Raw genomic sequence first — 24,519 nt, forward strand, 5'->3', positions numbered from 1 at the left:
AATGGAGGCTTGCCTTATGATCTCTGCTTAGATAGGGGAGGTTGTTTGAGTGCTTTTAATCTTATAAGCCTCTGGTAAATATTATTATTTTGTTAAAATAGTTAACATTTGTATCCGTTTTGCTGTTTGTGACAATGAACTCTTACGAAATTACGAGGGCTAGTTCACGAAATTAAATCTAGGCTATCTATCGTCTGTTTTGATCACAAACTATCTTTTTTGGCTAGCGTATAATAATTGGTGATATTGACTAAAGAGATTATATAGGAATGCAAATCGGGTGTTGTTGGTTTGATGATGAGCAAAAAGAGCTTATTAATCAATCTAATGCTACTAAATGGCAACTCAATTATAATGAGTACAAGGTGTTAAGCATTCTTGCAAAGCATCGTGGCCATGTTGTACCTATAGAATCACTGTCATTTCCAGAAGAGCATGATGGCTATTTGCACAGTTTATCTCTTGCGGAAATGGAACAACTTGTAGAGAACTTCCAAGATTACTTTGGTGATGCTCATCGTGGTCTAATTGAATTAATTGCAGATCAAGGGGCCATTTTATATACCAATGTGGTAGTAAATCGTTCCAGCTTGCTGGATTCACCCACTAAAGTTATTTCAAACGCACATTACATTCTTGTTATTCTAATGACAATAATTGCGTCTTATTTTGTCCATTCAAATCTAAAAGACTCGGGCTTTAGAGTGCCAGATTTTAGCGGTGAATTTATAACTCCTGCTGGTCACTTAGCTAAGCTTTATGCTTACGAGTCTGAAGGGAGTGAGGACTATCATGGCGGTTTTTTATCTCGTTCTGAAAATGCATTAAGCGAATTATCAAAGTGTGATGTGATGGATTGGGATTCACTTTTAGTGTCGATTGCTCGCGATAATAGAACCATTAGCGTTGTTTTGAAAAAACGTGATCAGGATGGGTTACATTTTGAAAATATTAGAGTGATAAAAGAAGATCCACAAATGACTGTTGTGAACCAAGATTGGTTAAAAGAGGTGAATATTTGTGGTTAATCGCCTAGCACAATTTCTAATGACAAAGCTTGGGCTCGCTGTTTTTATTCTGTCGAGTACAGTTCTGTTTTGTATTAGTATTTTAATACTGGAGTTTTTTGCAGATTCGCGTCAAGTGTCAGCGTTTGATTGCAGTACAAAAATTCACGTAATGACAGCCAGTGATAATAGTGTGATTAACACCCCTCAAGTCTCGATACATCTCTCATTGACTTTCAATGATGAGAAAATTTATTTGGACTATTTTAGTGAGCAATCTGAATCATCACGTGAATATTTATCTTTAAAAGGTCAGTTAAGAGAGCTTGAGATTGGTAAGTTATTGTATCAGCTAGATTTAGATATAACAGATGCTAAGTTTGTATCTTATAATTCATCATTACAGGGTTATTTAGCCAATGAATTCAATGAACCAAAAGAAAACCTTGCTGTTGATAACCAAGTGAGTGTTAATGTTCAAGTGTTAGAGATGGACGCAGACAACGGCTTTATTTTGGTAAAGTTTACTCCTTTTAGCACCCTTTGGGCTTGCCGATTGCACGAATAAAGCATGAGTTGTTAATATCCCCCTTTCTCATTTTTCGCTAAATTCGTTATAGTAGCTATATTCTCCGTTATTGAGTTCTCCTCAGTGGCAAAAATCAAAGTAAAACAAGAAGAAGCATTATCAATTAAGTTCAGCCATCAGATGGAGGTTGGGCATCAGCGTGCACTCGATTTATATTTTTATTTGCCAACAGAAATGGGCATTGGCGATAAAACCTTAGATGAAGAAGAGTATTATCATAGCGCCATTGTCGGGCGTCGTTCCTATTATTCTAAGGGCCTGCATTTACCTTTAGTGCAAAACCGTTTTGTGAGTATTAATAAGCGTACTAAAGAAGAGTTCCGCTTCTACCTTAATTTATTCGCTTATCAATTTGCCGTTGCTATTGAAACTGATGCAAAGGAATTAAGGCAAATTACCGAGGCCGCAGAGTTTTATCCTACATTAGCAGAGCTTGGCACATCGGTTACACAATTATTAAAGAAATTTCGTCGTAATGAACCCAGCGAAGAAAAGTGGCAATCTTATTTTGCTAATGCTGATAACTATCTGTCTTGGTTTTGTGAACAGCAATTACTTAAAACACTAGCTTATCGGCCTCGAAATGCTGATTACAGTGATATCAAAGAGCAGATAGTTAACTTGTGTCGTGCTGAAAATCATTACCGTGAAGAAGAAAAAAAGTACAACTCGGCAGGTACAAAGCAAGATGCAAACCGCATTTCAAATAAGATGTTGTTACTGCGCCGCTTGATCCAACAAGGTGTAGTACTTAAAGAAGAGCTAAAAACCCTCGGAGTAGGGCTAAAGAAGTTCGTGACAGGGTTAGCCACAACCCTGGTTATGTTGGTCGTCTCAACGTTGATTATTAAAGCACAGGGCGTATTTAGCGGCTTAACCATGAGTTTAATCGTTACCCTAGCGATTATTTATGGTTTTAGGGAAATTTTTAAAGAAGATGTGCGCAATGCCCTATGGCGCTTTATTCAACGTGGGCGTCCACGTTGGAGTCGTATTCTTCGAGATACATCGACTAAAACGGTGGTTGCTAAACAGTTGGTTTGGCTCGATTTCACTCGCCCGCAGGATATTCCTGCAGAAGTCGCTGAAATAATGAAGCAGCGGCATAGCCAAAACAAGGTTGATGCTGAGGTGTTGCATTACCGTATTGCCACCAAAGTCACTAATAAAGAATTTGAAGCAGGCTACTCGCAAATTCAAGAGCAAGTTAACTTTAGCTTAGTGCCATTTGCAAGGCACCTAGAGCGTGGCAAAGCCAAGATCTACAAAGAACTGGACGGAAAAGTCAGTAATGAATCGGTAGAGCGCCGTTATCAAGTCAATTTGGTCGCGGTGTTAAAAGATGGTAAAGGGCCGTTAGAATATGCCCGTTATAAGGTCGTTATGAGCCGTTCTAACATTATTGAAATTACTCGTAGTAAGTTACCAGCAAACTTATTAGAGATGGGTGATTAAGTCGCTGTGTTAGCTGTTTTTTATCAGGTTAACTTAAGCTTTCAATATACTTAAACCACTTTAGAACATATCAATTAAGCAGCTTTAGGCTATTTCAACTAAGCCGCTTTAGGCTATTTCAATTAAACTGCTATAGGCAATATCAATCAAGCAGCTTTAGGCAATTTTAATTAAACAGCTTTAGGCTATTTCAATTAAACAGCTTTAGGCAATACCATAATGAAACACAAGGGCTGCAATTTTTGTTCAGCCCTAATACCCAGTTCCTTCCTAATATATAGTTCAGGTTTTGACAGATTGATAAGCAAAATATCCGCTCTGTACTTTATGTGTTGCGAATAAATTTAAGCCTTGCGAGTAAAAGCTTGGCAGATGTTTTGATCACCCGTTTGCTTAGCGCGTTTCAATGCAACTTCAGCGTTGGCTAAATAGTCTTCAAAACCTTGCTGTTTAGGGTAACCAGCAATGCCGATATTAATCCCTTCATTTAAGTCGCTTTGCTCTAATCTATCCATCGTACTCATTGCATATTTGTGCGCTTGAATTGAATCACTCAACGGCAATAAAATCACTAATGAACCTAAACGCCAACGGGCAACTTGATAACCTGTAGGCAAATCAATCAGCAACTGAATCTCAATGTCTTTTTGACGTTTTTCAAGATGATCAATATCGCTAATATGGCTAATTAATCCTTCTGGGTTAATATCCATAATCATTAAACAAGTTTGCTCGCGATTAGGCTCAGTTAACGTACTAAAATGTACTTCTAATTCTACTAATGGCAATATCATCGAACTTAATGGCGACTGCTGTGATGGGAGTTGTTTAGATAATGTTTGCTGTTTTAATACCTGTAAGGTAATCACTAAGTATTCTATATCACCATCAAGTGAATGTTCTGCTTGAATACTGGCTTTTAAACTATTAGCAAATCGTGTGCCTGTGTTGGCTATGATTTGGCCTTTCCACTTTCCTTGTAAACTTAAGCGACTGGTAATGTCGGTCCATTGTTGAGTTATTTCTTCGCCTAATAAATCAACAATATTAGCTTTACTCGCTTCTTCGACATCTAACAGTTTTTTGAATTTATGGTTAAACTTAATAAGCTCACCATTTGCATCGGTCAATGCTGTCGCTACATCACTTTCTGACAATAACTGATAGGTATAGGCTTGCTGTTTTACAGTGCTTAATTCGGTGACATTCTCAAAGGTAATCACCCAATAGTGTTCACTTTTTAAGTGAGTTGTTCCTGGTTGAGCATAAACGCAAATGGTGCAATTTTGATCGTTAAAGCTGATGACTTCAGACCAAGGTTTATTGCCATTCATTGCTTGTACTAATGCCTGATAAGTGTGGTCTTCTAGTTGCAGTATTCGCTGTAATCTTCTTTCTAGTAGCTCGTCGATGTCTAAAGACAAGGTTTCAGCGGCTTGTTTATTGGCTTTAATGACTCTTCCGCTGTTATTCACCAATAAACAGCTTTGATGGCTATTGAACAGACTGCTGGACAGGGTAATGCTGTTAGTGTTGGCGTTCTTCTCAAGTTGAAAACGGTGACGAGTAAACAGTAATGCACTGGCTAATGCCGCAATAATGACGCCGAAACTCATTAGGATATAACGCCACCGCTCAAACCTTGCTGCAATGTCTTCGTGGCGAATATATGACAATAAATAATATTCCCTAATGATAGGGTGATGAGCAGCAAGCTCAATTTTAAGAAACACAAATGTACCGACATCATTGTGATACTGGCCAAAATTGGTATTGGCCATTTGTTGCCAAATAGATGGATAACTTTGTTGCAGACTGCCACCTAAGGCATTGGGCATTTTCTTGAGTGGACTGTCTTGTTCATCACCTGCATAAAATTTTCCGTCTTCACCGAGTAACAATAGTGGGGTATCGTGATTGAAGAAAGCGGGTTTAATCGATTGTAGTACTTCGGTAATGGAATTGTAAGTGACTAAATATCCACGAATACTTTGATCGGGGTTTTCAATCCAAGCTAACTGAAAAACAAAAGGAACCAGTTTGCCATTGATAGGCACAAATTGAATCTGAGAAGAATAAATATCATTACCGCCCATGATTTTATCTTTACTTAACACGACTTCAGGAAGCGAGATGTTATCAAAGGCTGGGGTGGTGGCAATACGGATATTACCCTGAGGATCAAATAAGGTGAGTCCCAAGAGTTCTGGAATATGAGTCAGTAACCCAGACCAATTTTCGAGTAAGCGTTCTTTTTGAAGTTCAGCTGGCGTTGTTAAATACTGGTTCATCAACTCGCCATTAGCAAAGGCTTGGGTACGAAACTTAAGGAAGTTAACTTTATCTGCCGCCAGTGTACCTACAGTTTGCAATTCACTGTAACGTTTATCGGCCCAATCCTCTTGTAAGCGACGTTCGCCCAAGCTGAGTAATAGGGCGGTAAAAATAATGACGCTGATGATCATCACAGACAATTGACTTGCTAAGGCCAAGACCTGTTGACGACTCCAATGGATATCTTGCGCTGAAATGAGCAGAAATTTTGAGACGTTTTTATTGGTTTGTCTTTTAAACATTCACTTACTTATATTAACTGTCCCGATAGGCTGATGTTATCACGAAAGCTTTACTAGGTTGACCTCAGTAAAGCTTTTTTAACGATTTTATTACCAAAAAAGCGCTAGATTAACCCACAATATCCAGTTCTCTTTGCTTAAACTCACAGCCTCTTTGTTCGACTATTTCTCGGCATCGCGCAATATCGACCTGATCGAGCCCATTAATGGCTGAGACTTGAACTTGAGGAATATATTGTGGTGCAAGCTCAATGAAGGCTAGCAGTGCGTCATAAGCGCCTTTGAGTTTAGGTTTACAGTGTTGGATATAAAGCGCTTCAGTGTCCGCATTAAGTGAAATAGATAAACTATCAATACAAGCTGAGAGTTCTGGAAGGATGTTTCTTCGATGAAATAGATTGCCCAGTCCATCAGAATTAAGACGAGTTTTACCGCCTTCAGACTTGATGTATGTCGCAACCGTTATCAGGGTTTCTAAATTAAGCGTTGGCTCGCCATATCCACAAAACACATATTCATCAAAGTCAGTTACCTTACCTAAAAGCGGGATAATATCAGCTGGCTTCACTTGTTTGTCTAAAGACAGTTCATATTGGTGAACCTGCTTGGAACCATTGTGTTTAGGACAGAATTGACACCTTAAGGTACAGCGGCCGGTAATATTCAGGTAGCGGCTTTGACGAATATCGTAAACCAAGGTTGAATCATGGGGCTCACTTGAATTATAGGGCTCAGTAGATTCTATTAATTCTTGATTGTGATTTTTGGCGTTGACTATTTCGGAGTTGAGTGTTTCTGTCATAATTTTGCCATGTTAAGCCTGACTGTAAAACGCTCATTTTAGCCTTAACTCAACTTGATTACTGTTTTGCGGCTCGCATAAATAAAGCTTAACTATAATAGCCTTTCAATTCGCTAAGGTGAGACAACTCATGCCGTTGGAGAAATTAAAGAGGGGAGCTTTAAGGAATAAAAAGGGAGCTTTCGCTCCCTTTTAATGAATTACTTTACTGTGTTTAAGCCTAGATCTAGTGTTTAAAGCCTAAAACTAGTATTTAAAGCTAGAATTAGTTTCAAGCATTAGGTTAATTGTAGGCTTCATCATCGTCCTTTTTAGGTTGCCACCACCAAATGAATAATCGGCGAAGTACGCTTTTGACATCTTCTAAAATGATGTACAACACAGGGACTAAAATCAACGTCACTACGGTTGAGAATAAAATACCAAATGCCAGTGATGTGGCCATCGGGATGACAATTTTTGCTTGTAAGCTTTTCTCGAGCAAGATGGGCACTAAGCCGACAAAGGTGGTCATTGAGGTTAAGATAATGGCCCTAAAACGATAGCAACCAGAGTCAATGGCAGAGTCTAAAACTGAGTAACCTTCTTTGCGGGCTCGGTTAACAAAGTCGACTAGAATCAATGAGTCATTAACCACAACTCCAGCTAATGCCACGATGCCACACAAGCTCAATACACTCATGGATATCCCAAGCAGATAATGGCCAAACAATGCGCCAATCATCCCAAATGGGATAACCGACATGATAATCATCGGCTGAGTGTATGATTTAAGCGGAATTGCCATAAGTGCATAAATGGTAAACATCGCAAAGAAGAAACCTTGCACTAAACCTAACATGGCGTCTTGCTCATCTTGACTACCGCCATCAAGAGAAGCATTGACTTCTGTATATTGACTGGTGAGTTCAGGTAAGAAATCCTCTTGAATTTCACTGACAACTTTTGACGGCTCAACCGCATTTTTATTGACGTTAGCGGTAATAGTAATCGCCCTGCGACCATCAACACGGGTAATAGACGCAAACGACTCACCTAGTTCAATATCTGCCACAGTTGAGAAAGGCACTGCAACGCCCTGGGGCGTGCGAATAAGCATATTCTCAAGGTGACCAATGGTGCGGCGCTGCTCAAGCGGATAGCGCACCATGACTTTCACTTCTTCTTTATTACGCAAAATACGCTGGGCTTCATAGCCATAAAACCCATAACGAACTTGGCGAGCTAAATCAGACAGTGTGAGCCCCTGGGCTTCAGCTTCAGGACGAATGTTTAGACGAATTTCTTGGCTGCCAGATGAAAAGTTATCAGAGATATCATAGACACCTTCATAGGTGGCTAATTTACCTTTTAATTCTTTTGACGCCTCAGACAACTGCGCTAAATTGCTTGAAGTTAATCTGAAGGAAATATCGCCTCCGGCATCATTTGTACTGGCAGCAATATTGAGTTTTTTAACCGATAGCAACTCAGGTAATTGTGCTCGCCATTCAGCCGCGATAGTCACGCCATCAATCTCACGGTCTTCGCCTTTTGATAATTCAGCAAAGATAAATGCTGAGCTTCTCGAACTCATATTAATAAAACTGTGTTTAACCACATCTGAGCCTGACTCTTGGGCAAATTTGTCGTTCATTGCATATAAGGCTTCTTCTACTTTTTGTACGACATCAAGGGTGTTAAGTTCAGAGCTACCTTCTTCCATTTCAAGTTGTACTTGAATAAAGTCTGACGGAATATCTGGGAAAAACACCCAACGCACTTTACCGCTTCCAACCAATGCCAAAGATAAGATCAATACTCCAACAAAGGCTGCGACGACATTGTATCGATGGGTAATACACTTACCTAAAAATTGGCGGTAATTATTGTGAATAAAGTACTGTAGTTTTTCGTTCAGTTTTACTTTGAACTTTGAAAATACATTGGTTGGCGGGCGCTTTTTCTTCACTTTCATGTGCGCTAAATGCGCAGGTAAAATAAGCTTTGATTCAATAAGCGAAAAGGCCAAAGCTAAAATCACCACCATGCCAATTGATTTCCAAATCACTCCCATCGGCCCAGATACCATGATCATTGGAATGAATGCCGCAATGGTTGTGAGTACCCCGAAAGTGGCGGGCATAGCAACCTTTTGCACGCCTTTGACGACGTTATCGAGAGATTGACCGTGTTTTTCAATTTCACTGTAGGCACTTTCGCCGATGACAATGGCATCATCGACGACGATCCCCAACACCAGAATAAAGGCAAATAAGGTCAGCATATTAATTGATAGATTAAATGGCTCTAATGGCATCAATAAGATGGTGCCAAGAAAACACACTGGTAAGCCAACCATGACCCAAAATGCTAACTTAAGATCTAAAAACAGCGCCAGAATAATAAACACCAATAAAGCACCGTAAAACATGTTCGACAACATCATGTTTAAACGACCTTCAAGGTAGTGGGTTAAATCCCCCCAAGTATCGAGTTCAATATTGGCTTGTAAGGTGGTCTTTCTTTCTGCTATATAGCTTTTAACTTGTTCAGATATTGCTAATGCATTTTGATCGTCAATACTGGTAATTTCGATAATGGCTGCGGGTTTGCCATTAAAGCGGGTGTATTCTAAACGTTCTTCAAAGTCATCTTTTATCGTCGCGACTTCAGGTAGCATTATTCGGCTACCATCAGGGCGTGTCGTGACTACGATTTTAGAGAAGTCTTCACCTGTATATGCTTGCCCTTTGGTGCGCAGTAAAATATCACCATCTTGAGCTCGAATTGAGCCACCAGGTAAATCAATAGATGAGTTTTGCACCGCTTGAGCGACCTGAGAGAAAGTGAGATCATATTCTCGCAGTTTATCTTCCGATAGCTCGATACCGATTTCATAATCGCGCACTCCAGTAACTTGGGCGCGTGTTACAGCAGGTAAATCTGTAATGTCATCACGAATGGTTTTAGCCATTTCCTTCATTTCGTGCAGGCTAATATCGCCATACACCGACACCCAAATAACATTATTCTCAGGTTTTATTTGATAAATATTGGGCTTTTCAATGTTATCAGGGAAAGTTGAAATAGCATCTATTCGTAGTTTAGCTTCATCCAAGACTTGCTGCACTTCATAGCCGTCTTCAACTTCAATCGTCACAGAGCCGACACTATCACTGGCGACAGAAGTGACCTTCTTAATGCCGTTGATATCTTGAATGGCTTCTTCGATTTTTATGTTAATCCCTTCCTCAATCTCTTGCGGCGCAGCGCCTGGGTAGGCGACTGAAATATTGAGCAAGTTGAGTTCAAATGTTGGGAACACTTCTTTGTTAATCAGCAATGAGCTAAATAGTCCACCAATTAACAAGGCAAACATCAGCAGATTTGCGGCAACATTGTTGCGAGCAAACCAAGCAATAATTCCTTTATTGGTATCCATTATTGCTCACCTGCCAATGATATTGCTTCGGGATCTGCCGACTCTATTTCAACTTCTTCGGACTTTTCACCGAGTAACTTCACTTTTTGACCTGAAACCAAGTTACTAATGTCAGTAATCGAAACGCGCTCGCCCGTTGCTAAGCTGTCTTTGATAAACACATTCTCAATGTCAGTACGAACAATATTCACTTTACGGATTTCAATGGTGTTATCGTCTTTGACAATGGCGACTTGGTCTTGACGAACCACGTAGCGTGGTAATTTAACAATACCGTCGACCGTGCGGCCTTTAATTATTGCAGTGACAAAACTGCCATATTTAAGTGGCAGCTCATCTTCACTGCGTTGATTACGTAGGTATGGATCTTTCACTTCAGCAACCAAGTAGACCATGCGGTTTTGTTCATCTATAACATTTTCACTGCGGACAATGTTGCCATTCCATGTAAATGATTTACCAGCGAGTGAAGCACTTAATATCACCGAAGTGTCAGGGTTATCGACAGACTCTAAATAAGCTAGGTCGTTGTTGGTTAACGGTAGGCGCACTTCAGCAATACTAATATCGTAAAGCTCACCTAAATTGGTACCTAATGAAACGTACTGACCTAAATCAACATTGCGAGCTTTGATGATGCCATCAAAAGGGGCACGAATAACGGTGCGCTCTAAGTTGCGCTGTGCTCTCGCTAAAGCGGCTTTGGCATATTTAACGTTGGCTTGTTCTTTCTTTAACTGCGGGATACGTAAACCTAACTCAGGCGGTAAGCCATTATCAAAATCTTTGAATTCAATTTTTGCCACTTCACCGCGGGCAATCTCTTCATTTAGTGCTGCGTTAGCTTGCGCTAACGTCGCTTCTGCTTGAATGAAATCAGCTTGATAGTCAGAAGGCTCTATTTGAGCGAGAGCTTGCCCTTGCTGAACAATTCCGCCTGCAACAAAGCTTGGGTCTAAACTCACCAGTCGTCCTTGTACTTCAGTGACTAATTGAGTTTTATATTTAGGACTGACAACACCATAAGATGGCAAATTTAACGATATTGTTTGCTGTTCAACGGTCAAGAAATCAATGATAGGTGTTTTAACTTGTTCTTCTTTTTGTTCTGGCGCTTGTTGAGTACTCAGCAAAACGGCTGCGAGGCCAATAAATACCACTAGAATAAACAGCGGAGAGAGGATTCTTAATATTCTTTTCATTGATAAACGTATCCATACTAAAACGACATTGTTGGCTCTAAAGGACTACTCTGCTAAAAACTTAGTTTTCTTATTAAAGACTTAGAGCAATATAGACTCTAAATTAACAGACAACGAATTGAAGCAAAAGCGTTAGTTGTGAATTAAATGTTTCAGAAAATTTATTTCACGATTAAACAGAGCAATACGCTACCAAATTGATTTATGGCCACAAAAAAGCCCTGAATTGAGTAAACAATTCAGGGCTTTGATAAAAATTAGCTTATTTCAGCTTTGCATCGCAGATTTATTTTTTCTTTTTGTTCTTCTTCGATTTTTTCGCTGCAATCTTATTCTTGTCTTTCTTCTTACCTGGGACTTTTGCTTCTTTGTGCGTTGGTCTTAACCCATCGATATAACGACGCTTCAATGGCTGCTCAATATAGCGTTCAATTTTGCTAACGATACGCATATCATGAGCTTCAACTAATGAGATAGCAGTACCTTTGGCACCGGCACGAGCTGTTCGGCCAATACGGTGAACATAGGCATCAGCAGAACGAGGCATATCGTAGTTGATAACGTGAGTGATCCCATCAATATCAATACCACGTGCAGCAATGTCAGTGGCAAGTAAAATGTTGACTTCACCTTTACTGAACTTACTTAATGCTTGGAAGCGTTTCTTTTGCTCCATATCACCACGTAAGAATGCGCAAGGAATACCTGCTTTTAATAGCAAGCCTTCGAGGCTGGCGACGACTTCACGTGTTTTAACGAACACAATAGTGCGCTTAACTTCTTCTTGCTGAAGCAAGTTACATAACAAGGCAAATTTATGCACATTGTTATCGGCTAAATGCGCCCATTGGTGGATTTTGGCTTTTTCGCTACGAGGAGACTCAACATCAATGGTGACTGGGTCTTCTAATAGTACGTGAGCAAAACGAGCAACACCGCTGCCTTCTAAAGTGGCAGAAAACAGCATGTTTTGTTTACGACCTTGAGCTTCGATGGCAATGGTTTCTACCACTGACGAGAATCCCATGTCTAACATGCGATCTGCTTCATCAATAATCAATATTTCAACTTCAGTCGCTTCAAATTGACCTTTATCGAGGTATTCCATTAAACGCCCTGGAGTGGCGATTAAAAGGTCGATGTTTTCTTCAAGTTGTTCTTCCTGCGGTCCGTAAGGAACACCACCAGTAATAATACCAACATCTAATTCGAGATCGGTGGCTAAATGACAAGCGTAACGGTGGATTTGGCTGGCAAGTTCGCGGGTCGGCGTCAGAATCAATATTCTGGCTTGACCGTTAAAGCGGCGCGGGAAGTCAATCAAGTGTTGTAAAGCTGGCAATAAGAAGCTTGCAGTTTTACCTGTACCTGTAGGCGCTTTAGCTAAAATATCCCGTTGTTCCATCGCCATTGGCAATGTTTGTTGTTGAACGGTCGTCGGGCTTAAATGTCCCATAGCCTTTAGAGAGTCTAATAGGCGTGGATCTAGGTCAAAATCTTCAAATAGCATGCGCTTTGGGTCTCACTGATTGATAGCCAGACATTATAACCTAAGTTGTTAATCTCAGCGAGAGACTAATCAGCCAAAAGCAGATTAAACCTTAAAGTTTCAAATAAAAGTCACGGCAAAGCTGGATCATTGCCTGAGTATATTGACCTTTACCGTCAGCAATGACTAAGTTTGATGTAATTGGCTCATATTGAGGCCGAGCCCGAGTTTGTGCCTGATGTCGAGATTGAGGTTGAGCCCGAGGTTGAGATTGAGGTTGAGATTGATCCTGAGATTGTTCTTTTGTTTCTGATGAGTCTGTTGATTCAATTAAGCAGGCTTGATGCTTAATTGCCAATAGCAATCGACTCGGCGCTTTAGTTTCAACAGTGCTGATATGGGTTTTGTCTGATATTTCAAGTTGAGAACAGGCGAGTGCAGCTAAAAAACCTGTTTCACTTTGCACTGGAATGATAAAGCTTGCTGTCCCATGTTCTGCAAGCAGCAATTGAACCTGTGTGAGCAAGGTTTCAAAGTTCAATGTATCTGTATGCCTTGCGGTTGCGCGTTGTTTGGCATCTGATTGTGGGCCATTTTCAAAATAGGGCGGGTTACAAATAATGGTTTCAAAAAGAGGAAGGTTTGCTTTGAGCAATTCTTGACGATATCGCTGAATACTCGTGTGTTGAACGGTTAACTGTGAAGCCCATGGGCTCTGATTAAAGTTGCTTTGGCAATCTTGCGCCGCACCTTCATCGAGTTCTACTGCAATTATTTCAGCACTTGGATTACGTAACCGCTGGGCGAGCATTAAAGACAGTAAGCCACTTCCTGCTCCAACATCTAATACTCGATATGGACCTTTGGTGTTATCCGTTGATAGTTTTGCCCATGCGCCTAATATTACGCCGTCAGTACTGACGGGCATTCCGCAGTGGCTATCATCAATGTGAAATTGCTTAAAGGTAAATGGCATTGGGTCTAATTCTGTTTCAGGGTTAAGTGCAACTTGGTCTTTAGTCTGTGTCGTACACAGAGGTTTATGGTACCTGCTTTTAGTTTATAACCCTACCTAAATAGCGTTACATTGATGTTGCTGAGATTGTGCTATGTGGTTGCACTGTAGCGAGAATGTTTTATGGGTTTTAAGCTTGTTTTCAGATGAGGTTTAATTTTACTTTGTGCTGGTTTTGCGCTTGTTTATCTATACGCTATTTGATATTAGTTCCTACCCGTTTAAAGGCGCTAAACGCAGTTAAATGGTAGAAAAAGAAATACGACTCACAAATGAGTGTTCTAAAAACGAGAAAATGGCTTTTTAATAACCATTTGTGAGTAGTTTTTAATAAAATAAAGTGTAATTTTAAGTTTACATTCTTACAGGTGGGTTTTGATTAGCAGTAGCTAATTAGCACTGAATCACTTAAGTTTGTTAAAAAACAAAACAACAAGATGGGGCATTGTGTGCAAAACAGTAATATGAGTATTGGCGATACATTAGGCTTAGGCTTTATGACTTTCGCATTTTTCTTAGGTGCAGGTAACCTTATTTTTCCGCCTTTTGCAGGTATGTTAGCTGGCGAGAATATGATGCTGGCAATGTTAGGTTTCCTTGTTACTGCAGTAGGTTTACCTCTTGCTGGTCTTATCGCCGTCGCTAAGGCAAACGGTAAGGTTATGGCAATGCTCCCAGCATTTGCTGCCACAGCATTAGCGGTTTCTATTTATATCATTATTGGCCCAGCTTTCGCCGCACCTCGTACAGGGTTAGTGGCGTTTGAAATCGGCGCTCGCCCATTTTTAGATAACGCAGAAGCGGTGATTCAAATCGGTGCGCTGGCGCTGAATCAAGCACAGTTGTTTTACACTATCGGCTTTTTTGCTTTGGCGATGGTGTTGTCGCTATACCCAGGTAAATTGCTTGATAGCGTTGGTAAAGTATTAACCCCTATTCTTATTTTCTTGTTGGTTGGTTTAGCTGTTTCAGTGATTGTTACTCCGAGTGCTGCGATCGGTGCTGCGACTGGTGATTATATTGATAGTCCGCTTTCTAAAGGTATTTTAGAAGGTTACAACACGATGGATACATTAGCGTCTGTGATCTTCGGTATGCTAATTATTGATATTCTTCGTAAGAAAGGTATTACTGAATCTAAAGCGCAAACTCGATACCTTGTTCGTGCTGCGGTTATCGCCGCTTCAGGTCTAGCTTTTGTTTATATTTCACTATTTTATTTAGGCGCAACAGCTGGTGATATAGCAGCTGGCGCTGAAAATGGCGGTCAAATCCTCACAAACTATGTTACCCATGAGTTCGGAACTATGGGGACGGTACTATTAGCTGCGGTTGTGAGCATTGCTTGTTTAACAACAGCAGTTGGTTTAATCACAGCATGTTCTGAGTATTTTAATGAGTTGCTACCAAAGATTTCATATAAAGCATTCGTTATCTTTTTCAGCTTAGTGTGTGCAACCGTTGCAAACGTTGGCTTAACCCAGCTCATTAATATCAGTATTCCTGTATTGATGACGATATACCCTGTGGCGATTGCACTTGTGGCGATTACTTTCTTGACTGAGCGTTTTGCTCGTCCAGAGTTTTCACACCGTCTAGTGCTATCGGTTGCGTTGTTCTTTGGTATTTTTGATGGTCTTAAAGCCGCTGGGTTCGAGATTAATTTCTTAAGCTTTATGCCACTTCATAGTGAAGGCATGGCTTGGTTATTGCCTGTTGGTATTGCAATCGTGGCATGTTTATTTGTCCCAGCTAAAGATCAAGCGGTAGCTGCAAGCTAAACAAAAGTCATTGCTTGGCAATCTTTGTCAAAACAAGTTAATTTTAGTTACACTAATGGCGTTATTTCAATTGAAATAACGCCATTTTTTTAGGAAAAACAGTGACAGACAAATATCAAGCGGACCCTATTATCGACGCCTTTTTGGATGACTTATGGTCCACAAAGGGCTTAAGCGATAACACCTTGGCATCTTATCGCACCGATTTGCGTCACTTTGAGCGTTTTGTATTGAGTCAAAGCCATTGTTTAATTGATGTGGACCAAGCAAGCATCCGCGATTATTTGGCTTATCGGGTTGAGAAAAATTTTGCTAAAACCAGCACTGCAAGATTGCTTAGTAGTCTAAGACGTTTTTATGGTTACTTAATTGTAAAACAGAGCATTGATGTGGATCCAACGAGCTTAATTGAGTCGCCAAAGCTTGCGCGTCAGTTACCTGATGCGCTAAGTGAAAGCCAAATCGATGCGTTACTGGATGAGCCCAATGTAGAAGATGCCGTTGAATGCCGTGACAAAGCGATGCTGGAATTACTTTATGCAACAGGGCTGCGAGTGACAGAACTTGTGAGTCTAACCCTTGAGCAAATCAGTTTACGCCAAGGACTAGTGAGAATCGTGGGTAAGGGCGGTAAAGAACGCTTAGTGCCATTAGGTGAGTTAGCGGTGACCGAGGTCGAGCAATACTTATTAGCAGCACGAGCAGAATTGCTGAACAATAAACAAAGTGATGTATTGTTTCCATCAAAACGTGGCCAAATGATGACTCGGCAAACGTTTTGGCATCGGATAAAACTCTATGCTATTCGCGCCGGAATCAATAGTCATTTATCGCCCCATACTTTACGCCATGCATTTGCGACTCATCTGCTGAATCATGGCGCAGATCTGCGTGTGGTGCAGTTACTATTAGGCCACAGCGATTTATCGACGACCCAGATATATACTCATGTGGCTAAAGCTCGATTGCAGCAATTACATAGTCAGCATCATCCAAGAGGCTAGTGTTCAACAACACGCGATAAAGATTTGTTACGTTAAATATGGTGGCAGTTGTCACCAATAAAGGACTTAAGGTTGCTTTAGTCATATATTCGCTGTAACTTTTGCCGACAATATCAGGTCTATGTATTAGCTGAGACATTCAGTTTTACCCAATAGGATTTATTAATGAAGTTAACCAAAGCATTTTCTTTCGCGATAACGCTAGCTGTTGCCCCACTGCTACAGGCAGCTTCTGCAACAGATATTCCCAATGAAACTGAATTGAAACAACAAGTGTCAGACGTACTTGGCGTTAATGTTTTGAAAATTCAATCATCACCTATTGATGGTCTGTATCAAGCATTTACCGATCGTGGTGTTTTATATGTTTCTCCGGATGGTACTAAGCTGATTCATGGCAACATGTATGACCTTAAAAATGGCATGCAAAACTTAACTGAAGCTGCATTAGCTGGCCCACGTATTGATATGCTAAAACCATTTGAAGATGACATGTTGGTGTACAAAGCCAAGAACGAAAAGCATGTGGTGACTATTTTTACTGATGTGGATTGTGGTTACTGCCGTAAATTGCACCAAGAAATGGATGGCTATAACGATTTAGGCATTACGGTTCGTTATTTAGCGTATCCAAGAGCTGGTATTCCGTCAGCAAATGCTGAAGAAATGAAAGCGGTTTGGTGTGCAACAGATCCACTAAAAGCAATGACCGAAGCTAAGACTGGCGGTAATGTAAAAGCTGCAAGCTGCGATGCGAACATTGAAGAACAATATCGTTTAGGTCAGGCATTTGGTATTAATGGTACGCCAGCAATCGTGTTAGAAAATGGTATTTTAGTGCCAGGTTACCAACCACCTTCTGCATTATTGAACACAATTAAAACTAACCTCTAATTTGGGTTGTTTTAAATAAAAGGTGAGCCATTGGCTCGCCTTTTTTGTAATCTTTAATTGTCGATTTTTATAGTAAAAATAAGGTTTATTTGTGGCTCACAAAATTGTCCGCCGTGCTGAAGTAGATGACAGTCATTTACCTGCAACTATCCATCCTTTATTAAAACAGCTTTATGCTCGCCGTAATGTTGATTTAACGGGTTGTGAGCTAAGTTTATCTAAGCTACTTAGACCTGAAACTATGATGGGCTTATCTGAAGCTGCAGTCATTATCGCTGATGCCATAGCAGCGCAAAAGTCGATATTAATCGTGGGTGACTTTGATGCTGATGGCGCGACATCAACGAGTGTATGTTTATTAGCACTGCGTATGATGGGCGCAACTAAGATTGATTACTTAATTCCTAATCGTTTTGATTATGGCTATGGATTAAGTCCTGAAATTGTCGCGGTTGCCCAGTCAAAAGGTGCAGAATTACTTATTACTGTTGATAATGGTATTTCATCAATTGACGGCGTTGCTGCAGCTAAACAGCTGGGCATGCAAGTGGTGGTGACTGATCATCACCTACCTGGGAAAAGTTTGCCTGATGCTGATGCGATTGTGAATCCAAATCAACATGGGTGCCAGTTCGCCAGCAAATCGATTGCAGGTGTAGGAGTCGCATTTTATTTAATGTCAGCATTGAGAACTGAGCTGAGATCGCGTGACTGGTATCAAACCCATCAAATTTCTGAGCCTAACTTAGGCAGCTTACTCGATATTGTGGCGCTGGGTACAGTCGCTGATGTTGTGTCCCTAGATAGTAATAACCGCATCTTAGTTCAGGCGGGGCTGCAACGCGTAAAGTCGGGTCGCTGCCGAGTGGGAATTACAGCTTTGTTAGAAGTAGCTAAACGTAGCCCACAACGAATAGTCGCCTCAGATTTTGGTTTTGCAGTGGGCCCAAGACTAAATGCTGCAGGTCGTCTTGATGAAATGGCTCTAGGTGTTGAAACCTTATTATGTGAAGACATGATGCTAGCTCGCAGAATGGCTGATGAACTTGATGGCTTAAACGGCGAGCGCCGTGAATTAGAAGCCGGAATGCAGCAAGAAGCACTTAAAAGCTTACAAAAATTGACCTTAGATGAATCGAAATTGCCTTGGGGATTAGCGATTTTTCAAGATGATTGGCATCAAGGGGTGATCGGTATTTTAGCTTCAAGGATCAAGGACAAATATCACCGACCAGTGATTGCGTTTGCTGATGCTGGCGAGGGTGAAATAAAAGGCTCTGCGCGTTCAATTAAAGGCTTACACATGCGCGACTTGCTCGAACTGATAAATAGTCGTCACCCTGGGATGATCATTAAATTTGGTGGCCATGCAATGGCTGCTGGGTTATCCCTACGAGCAGATGCGTTTTCCGAATTTGAAGCCGCTTATGATAAAGCCGTGAGAGAGATGCTAAAGCCAGAACAATTAACTGGTGAAGTCTTATCGGATGGTGAATTGCCAACAGAACTTATGAATCTTGAGACGGCTTTCTTATTACGTGAGTCAGGCCCTTGGGGCCAGTCATTTGAAGAGCCATTATTTGACGGTTACTTTAGTGTTATTCAGCAAAGAATTGTTGGAGAGAAACATCTTAAATTGGTGCTCGAAACAGACTGTGGTTCTGTGATGATGGATGCCATTGCTTTTAATGTCGATTTAGCAATATGGCCAGATGCCACGATTAAACATGCAAGAGTCGCCTATAAGCTGGATGTGAATGAGTTTAGAGGTAATCAGACGGTGCAGATGTTGGTGGATTATATCGAGCCTGCTTAAATATCCTTTCTACAGCTCAGTCAGCGCTGGCTAACCCTGCGCTGAGTTAGGGCGTTAAATCGCAGACACAAAAAAGCCTCGCAATGCGAGGCTTTTTTGTTATTTAGTCGCGTTAGCCACCAAATCTAAATATGGTGCCCGAACCCGGAATCGAACCAGGGACACGAGGATTTTCAATCCTCTGCTCTACCGACTGAGCTATTCGGGCGACGGACGCAATTAAACGTTTTTTGCGGTCTAGAGTCAACTTTTTTTTGTGCTTAAGTGAATATTTAAGTTTGTTTGACCAAGAATTCCGCAAAAGGCTCAAATGTTCAGCTAATGTTTGAACGATGAACGGACCCATTTCAAACAGCAATAAGTTGAATATATATAATACAAAGGATTATTTTTACGTCTGATTGAATAGAAAATCACCGTAAAGAGGTCTTATTGATTGAATACTATAAATAACCTCGCATATTCACATTGGGTACTCGCTATTGAACTGGCAAATATCAATGATCAATCGAACGCTTAAATATCCATTATGGGTAGGACTGGCTGTATTTATTCTGATCTTAGTCAGCATATTAGGCATGCTTAGAATAAATCTTGATGTGAACTTTAATGACTATTTTGCTCATGATGATGCTCAGTTTATTGGGCTGCAGAAAATGCAGCAAAGGTTTGCACAGCGCAATAGTTTGCTTTTGTTATTAGAGAATCAACAAGATTGGCGCCAAGTAGAACAAGAGTCTGAGCTAATTAATTTCATCAATCAGTTACAAGCTGATAGCACGATTATAAGTGTTGGCGGTTATGGGACATTTATTGCTGACTTAAACACTCGTGCTAACGCTCATCAAAATAAGACTGATACTTCACTTCAGTATTCTCAATTACTCGCTTACAAGAAACATCCTAGGCTACCACTGGTTATAAATGAAACTGGCACAGCCATTGTGTTGAGCATTCAATTCAGTGAACGAGAAAAAAATAATTACCCTAATGCAACTTTATGGCGAGAAAAAACCATAGATAATTTATTAGCTAAGGCGAATGGTTTTTGGAGCCGAGAGAGGATTGAAAGCAGTGACTCAGTGAAAATATACCTTAGTGGAGAGCAAGCATTGAATTGGCAGTACGCTAAAGTGTTACGTCATGATTTAACTTGGTTTGCACCTAGCTTGCTGTTGATTATTGCACTAATGGCGTTGTTATTTATTCGAACACGAGTTTGGTTATTGGCAATCGCAATAAACTGCATCATCACTTTATTCATCACGCTTGGGCTTGCGGGGTGGTTAAATCTCACTATTGCAGCGATTAGTGCTTTTATTCCTGTGATCATTATTACCTTGTCATTAGCGTATTCTGCGCACCTATATTTAGCGTGGCAGCAGGGAATTAAACAGGGTATCGCAGAGCCGGTTAAATTTAGTTTTGAGCACAATAAACAACCTTTGTTTTATGCGACGCTGACAACCATGTTGGGGTTTGCCTTATTAAGCTTTAGTCCATCTCCACCTATTCAAAGTTTTGGTGTTTTAGTGTCGGTTGCCGTTGTGTGTCATTATCTGCTTTGTCACAGTGTCTTGGTTATTATTGTCAGCAAAGCCCAAAATAAATCAGTTAACGAGCCATTTAACAGTGCATTATTAACGGTTGAAGCCATCGCGAAAAATAGCACTAAAGTCCCTAAGTTAATGTTAATTACAGTCACGGTGATATCTATATTGTCACTGATAAGCGCTTCTAAGCTTGAGCTGAATGATGACCCATTTAGTTATTTCCCCAGTGATAATCCTTTCAGTCAATCAAAGCAGAAAATGCAGCAATACTTTGATGGTGTGAATCTGATTCATTACGAGATCAGTACTAAAGAACAGGCAATTTACGATAAACAGTATTTAGCTTTTTTATATCAGTTTGCACGTTTTTTAAAGCAACAACCTGAAGTAAAAAGAGTCACCCATATTGGTGACTGGGTAAAAAGTGCAGGTCTAAACCAAAGCCAGTTTCAGCGCGTAATCAATCAAAACTCAGTGGAGCGACTTGGCCTTGAAGCAGAAATCTCCACAGATTATCAATCAAGTTTAGTGAGTCTTTATCTTGCGCCATTAACGGCGAGGCAAATGATCGATTTTGAACAGCGTGTATCAATGTGGCTCATTGATAATCAAACTGATATTGGAGTAAGCCACGCGTTAGGAAGTAGTCTGCTATTTGCTCACTTATCCATTGATAATGCCAAAAATATGTTGTGGTCTTTTGCCATTGCACTTGTGCTCCTCAGTATGATCTTAGGATTTATTAAGCGCAGTATGATGTTTGCGGCAATCGGATTAGTCGTTAACTTTTTACCATTACTTTGGGTGTTTGCTGCTTGGCAGCTAACGGGGGGCTATATCAGTATTGGTAGCGCTGTTGTATTGGGGATCATGTTAGGGATTATTGTAGATGACACCTTACATCTGTTATTAAAACTGCCGCAGCCTAAAAAGGCCGCTTCGTTTGAATCATTCTGGCCTAGATATGCCGCCATTATTCCAGTGATTAGTTTTACTAGTTTAACTTTGGTATTGGGTTTTGGTATTGGTTTGGCCTCAGATTTTGCCCCTATAGCTCAGCTGAGTCTATTGTCTTGTCTGGTCATTGTCTTAGCTTGGCTATTTGACGTTTTAGTACTACCGGTTATTTACCATCAATGGAGGCGCTACTTAGCATGAGCTATGCGGGTATGAGAAGTATGGGTAAGAGCGAAAACATTAGCCTTAAACGTTGTTTTGGTAAACGAGCTGCGCCTCGAATGCAGCAGGGAAAAAATGCGCATCGCTTACAGATTTGGACCGAGCAATTAGGTCAGTCAGTCATCCCATTTAAAGATGCACAAACGGAATCTATGGCAAACTTATTGCCGCTATTACTCTGCGGAGAGCAGTCTGCTCAGCTGGTGTTTAATCAGGAAATTGTGAGACTGAGTGCTAACTCAATCAATCAAGTTTCAGGTGCAAACTCACATCAATTGGTATTGTCATTGATGGAGGTGGAATCTGACGAGTGTCGACATGACATTGCACTGCAAAGTGTTGCAGAGCAGTTACCTGAAATAGATTCTGTAAGAAAAGTGCAGCGCCTCGCTAAACGGTTCTATAGCAGTCTTAGCCGTGTTGATGATTATAGTCAGCACTTTGTTCGTATTGCGATATTGGATACTTGTGTCACCCAAATCATGCAAGCTTTCGAGCAAAGCCACCTAGGTATAAACCATCCTTTTAGTCAGTTATGCGGCTTAATTAAAAAAGATGAGGCAAAACATGTCTATATCAGTCGTCATCATGCCATTGAGTTAGGTGCGAGCTATGCTGATTTTCATCAGCAACAAGCGTTTATTACCCAGAACTTATTTCAGTTATTAACTAGCCAAGGCAGTGCTTTTGAACACATGGGAATTTGTTTAGATTCTCTGCAACAGAGACTGGAGGAAAAATGGCGGTAAAATTTGCCCAACACGACTTATCTGTATACTCAATTGCTCATCAGTTACCTGGCAGCAATATTGATAATGAAACCTTATTGGCGTGTTTATCTCAGCAATCTGGCCGATTAAATGCCCGAAAAGCTAAAAGTATCGTTAAACGACTCGGTATTGAAGGTCGCCATTTAGTACGAGACTTAACTACAGCGACAAGCTCCGCTTCACCAACCAGCATTGAATTAAGCGAGCAAGTATTAAAGCGCGCATTACAAAACGCCAATATGAATGCTGATGAGCTAGATTACTTATTAACTCATACTTGTACTCCTCATACCCAAGTACCGCCTAATGCGGCTTGGCTTGCAGATGTTATGGCTTATCACGGACCATATTTGGAGTTAAGACAAGCTTGTACTGGTTTTGCCAATGGTTTACAAATTGCGTCGGCTTTTTGTGCGGTAAATCAAAAGCCTGTTGCGATAGTGGGCGTTGAAACAGGCTCGGTATATTTTGATATGGATAAATCATTTATTGATACTGAGCAACTGGTGAATTATGTGCAAATGGGCGACGGCGCTGCAGCGGTTGTGCTAGCACCCGCTATAGATGGAAAATCGACAATAACTGATATTTATCTAGGGCAGATTGGCCATCAAAGGCAACCAGGGTTTTACTTGGATAGTGGCTCTAACGATGTAGGCGAAAAGCGCATGGCGCGTTTTCATCATAATATCCATGCGGTTAGAGAGCAGGGAAGTCAGCTATTTGAACTTGGCTGGCAAGCACTGCAAAGCCGTGGCTACCAATTAGATGATTTTGCCTATATTTTACCTCACCAAGCGAATGGGCATATTGATGCGCTAATGGCTGAAGCTTTAGGGATCACGCCAGATAGAGTTATCAATGATGCTAAACAGTTTGGTAATCTTGGCTCAGCGGCTATTTGGGTGAGTTTATCGAACTTAATCCATTCGGGGAAATTACAGGATGGTGACAAAGTAGCGGTACTCGGCGCAGAAGCAACCAAATACCTTTATGGTGGTTTTGTGTATCAGCATCGCGAAACACAATAATCAGTAAAAAGTTAACATTGGAACATTAGACATTAAAAAGCCCGCGATAATCACCACGGGCTTTTGTTTAGCTATTTAGTCAATAATCAATAATCAATAATCAATGACAGCCTGTAATCAGACTTATTTGAGTTGTTCGCTATCAGGAAAGTTAGCAGCAATAACAGTCAATACATTTTGTTTTAGCTGATCTTGGCCCAACTCACCGTAAGCTTCTGACATAATTTCAAGTGCACGTTCAGTTGCTGGCGTACCTGGGAATTGCTCCATAACGGACTGAGCACGAACTGCTGCAGCACTCCAAGCTTCCATTTTGATATAATACTCAGCCACTTTAATTGAGTATTGCGCTAGGCGGTTTTTTAGATACTGCATGCGTTGTTGTGCATCTGCAGAATACTTACTATCAGGGTAACTTTTGATTAAACGATCAAAATCTTTAAATGCATCTTGCGCATTTTTAGGGTCACGATCGGTACGGTCAATATTCATCATATCGTGGAAAAGATAATTATCAGCCTGCATATTTGTTAAACCACGCATATAATAGACGTAATCAATATCAGGGTGCGTCGGATTTAATCGTAAGAAACGATCGATATTGGCAATGCCTGATGCCACGTCATCCATCTTGTAATACGCAAAAATCATATCAAGTTGTACTTGAGTTTTGTGTGGTCCAAATGGGTAGCGAGAGTCTAAAGCTTCAAGGGTTCTTACCGCTTTAGAATAGTTACCAAGTTCCATTGAGGTCCTTGCTTGGGCATAAAGTCCTTCTGGAGACCTAGCATTTAGGTCTTCATCTTCAAAACCTTTTGAGGTACTACAAGCCGATAAAGCTAATGAAAACAATACTAGGGCGGCGCCTTTGGCAAATTTAGACATATGTAAATTCAATTCTTTTATAAGTTGTTGTTAAGAATTTTTCCATT

17 protein-coding genes and 1 tRNA gene are annotated in these 24,519 nt (G+C 40.6%); 10 read left to right on the forward strand and 8 right to left on the reverse strand.

Annotated features, from left to right (window positions below; translation table 11 throughout):
• Positions 1 to 269: 269 nt before the first annotated feature.
• The 3 genes from LMH66_RS03545 (at position 270) to LMH66_RS03555 (ending at position 3,051) form a co-directional block, all read left to right on the forward strand.
• On the forward strand, positions 270 to 1,028 hold the full coding sequence (locus LMH66_RS03545) for a hypothetical protein (RefSeq protein ID WP_229368557.1): 759 nt from the start codon (positions 270 to 272) through the stop codon (positions 1,026 to 1,028).
• On the forward strand, positions 1,021 to 1,575 hold the full coding sequence (locus tag LMH66_RS03550; RefSeq protein ID WP_229368558.1) for a hypothetical protein: 555 nt from the start codon (positions 1,021 to 1,023) through the stop codon (positions 1,573 to 1,575). Before LMH66_RS03545 ends, LMH66_RS03550 begins: the two co-directional genes overlap by 8 nt.
• An 84-nt stretch (positions 1,576 to 1,659) precedes the next feature.
• Complete coding sequence (locus tag LMH66_RS03555; protein ID WP_229368559.1) at positions 1,660 to 3,051, forward strand: hypothetical protein; 1,392 nt, start codon at positions 1,660 to 1,662, stop codon at positions 3,049 to 3,051.
• 344 nt (positions 3,052 to 3,395) lie between these two features.
• On the opposite strand, the gene LMH66_RS03560 is transcribed toward LMH66_RS03555, so the two are convergent.
• The 6 genes from LMH66_RS03560 to LMH66_RS03585 all read right to left on the reverse strand — a co-directional run bounded on the left by LMH66_RS03560 (position 3,396) and on the right by LMH66_RS03585 (position 13,520).
• Positions 3,396 to 5,627: a PAS domain-containing protein gene (locus LMH66_RS03560; protein WP_229368560.1), complete on the reverse strand. Its 2,232-nt coding sequence runs from the start codon at positions 5,625 to 5,627 to the stop codon at positions 3,396 to 3,398.
• Positions 5,628 to 5,736: 109 nt separating this feature from the next.
• Positions 5,737 to 6,429: a TatD family nuclease-associated radical SAM protein gene (locus LMH66_RS03565; RefSeq protein WP_102527805.1), complete on the reverse strand. Its 693-nt coding sequence runs from the start codon at positions 6,427 to 6,429 to the stop codon at positions 5,737 to 5,739.
• Between the two features lie 283 nt (positions 6,430 to 6,712).
• Complete coding sequence (locus LMH66_RS03570; protein ID WP_229368561.1) at positions 6,713 to 9,853, reverse strand: efflux RND transporter permease subunit; 3,141 nt, start codon at positions 9,851 to 9,853, stop codon at positions 6,713 to 6,715.
• Positions 9,853 to 11,055 carry an efflux RND transporter periplasmic adaptor subunit gene (locus tag LMH66_RS03575; protein WP_229368562.1) on the reverse strand — a complete coding sequence of 401 codons (1,203 nt, stop codon included), beginning with the start codon at positions 11,053 to 11,055 and terminating at the stop codon, positions 9,853 to 9,855. The genes LMH66_RS03570 and LMH66_RS03575 overlap by 1 nt, the downstream gene beginning before the upstream one ends.
• Before the next feature lie 286 nt (positions 11,056 to 11,341).
• Positions 11,342 to 12,565 carry an ATP-dependent RNA helicase SrmB gene (gene srmB, locus LMH66_RS03580; RefSeq protein WP_229368563.1) on the reverse strand — a complete coding sequence of 408 codons (1,224 nt, stop codon included), beginning with the start codon at positions 12,563 to 12,565 and terminating at the stop codon, positions 11,342 to 11,344.
• A 91-nt stretch (positions 12,566 to 12,656) separates the two neighbouring features.
• A complete protein-coding gene (locus tag LMH66_RS03585; RefSeq protein WP_229368564.1) occupies positions 12,657 to 13,520 on the reverse strand; it encodes a tRNA1(Val) (adenine(37)-N6)-methyltransferase in 864 nt (287 codons plus the stop codon).
• Positions 13,521 to 13,996: 476 nt separating this feature from the next.
• On the opposite strand from LMH66_RS03585, the gene brnQ reads away from it, so the two are divergent.
• The 4 genes from brnQ (at position 13,997) to recJ (ending at position 19,054) form a co-directional block, all read left to right on the forward strand.
• Positions 13,997 to 15,340: a branched-chain amino acid transport system II carrier protein gene (gene brnQ / locus LMH66_RS03590; RefSeq protein ID WP_229368565.1), complete on the forward strand. Its 1,344-nt coding sequence runs from the start codon at positions 13,997 to 13,999 to the stop codon at positions 15,338 to 15,340.
• A gap of 101 nt (positions 15,341 to 15,441) precedes the next feature.
• A complete protein-coding gene (xerD, locus tag LMH66_RS03595; protein ID WP_229368566.1) occupies positions 15,442 to 16,344 on the forward strand; it encodes a site-specific tyrosine recombinase XerD in 903 nt (300 codons plus the stop codon).
• Between the two features lie 165 nt (positions 16,345 to 16,509).
• Positions 16,510 to 17,238, forward strand: coding sequence for a bifunctional protein-disulfide isomerase/oxidoreductase DsbC (dsbC, locus tag LMH66_RS03600; protein ID WP_102527798.1), 729 nt, complete (start codon positions 16,510 to 16,512; stop codon positions 17,236 to 17,238).
• A 91-nt stretch (positions 17,239 to 17,329) separates the two neighbouring features.
• Complete coding sequence (gene recJ, locus LMH66_RS03605) at positions 17,330 to 19,054, forward strand: single-stranded-DNA-specific exonuclease RecJ (protein WP_229368567.1); 1,725 nt, start codon at positions 17,330 to 17,332, stop codon at positions 19,052 to 19,054.
• Positions 19,055 to 19,186: 132 nt separating this feature from the next.
• Here the strand turns inward: recJ and LMH66_RS03610 are convergent.
• Positions 19,187 to 19,262, reverse strand: a tRNA-Phe gene (locus tag LMH66_RS03610).
• A gap of 292 nt (positions 19,263 to 19,554) precedes the next feature.
• Between LMH66_RS03610 and LMH66_RS03615 the strand changes: the two genes are divergently transcribed.
• From LMH66_RS03615 to LMH66_RS03625, 3 genes are read left to right on the forward strand one after another with little or no spacing between them, the layout of a single operon-like run.
• Positions 19,555 to 21,765, forward strand: a complete 2,211-nt coding sequence (locus LMH66_RS03615) for an efflux RND transporter permease subunit (protein ID WP_229368568.1) — start codon at positions 19,555 to 19,557, stop codon at positions 21,763 to 21,765.
• Positions 21,762 to 22,535: a hypothetical protein gene (locus LMH66_RS03620; RefSeq protein ID WP_229368569.1), complete on the forward strand. Its 774-nt coding sequence runs from the start codon at positions 21,762 to 21,764 to the stop codon at positions 22,533 to 22,535. Before LMH66_RS03615 ends, LMH66_RS03620 begins: the two co-directional genes overlap by 4 nt.
• Positions 22,526 to 23,587, forward strand: a complete 1,062-nt coding sequence (locus tag LMH66_RS03625) for a 3-oxoacyl-ACP synthase III family protein (protein WP_229368570.1) — start codon at positions 22,526 to 22,528, stop codon at positions 23,585 to 23,587. The genes LMH66_RS03620 and LMH66_RS03625 overlap by 10 nt, the downstream gene beginning before the upstream one ends.
• A 123-nt stretch (positions 23,588 to 23,710) precedes the next feature.
• Here the strand turns inward: LMH66_RS03625 and LMH66_RS03630 are convergent, their stop codons facing one another.
• Positions 23,711 to 24,472, reverse strand: coding sequence for an outer membrane protein assembly factor BamD (locus LMH66_RS03630; protein WP_102527793.1), 762 nt, complete (start codon positions 24,470 to 24,472; stop codon positions 23,711 to 23,713).
• Positions 24,473 to 24,519 lie beyond the last annotated feature (47 nt).

This window comes from Shewanella sp. 10N.7 (genome assembly GCF_020806285.1).
GTDB lineage: Bacteria > Pseudomonadota > Gammaproteobacteria > Enterobacterales > Shewanellaceae > Shewanella > Shewanella electrodiphila.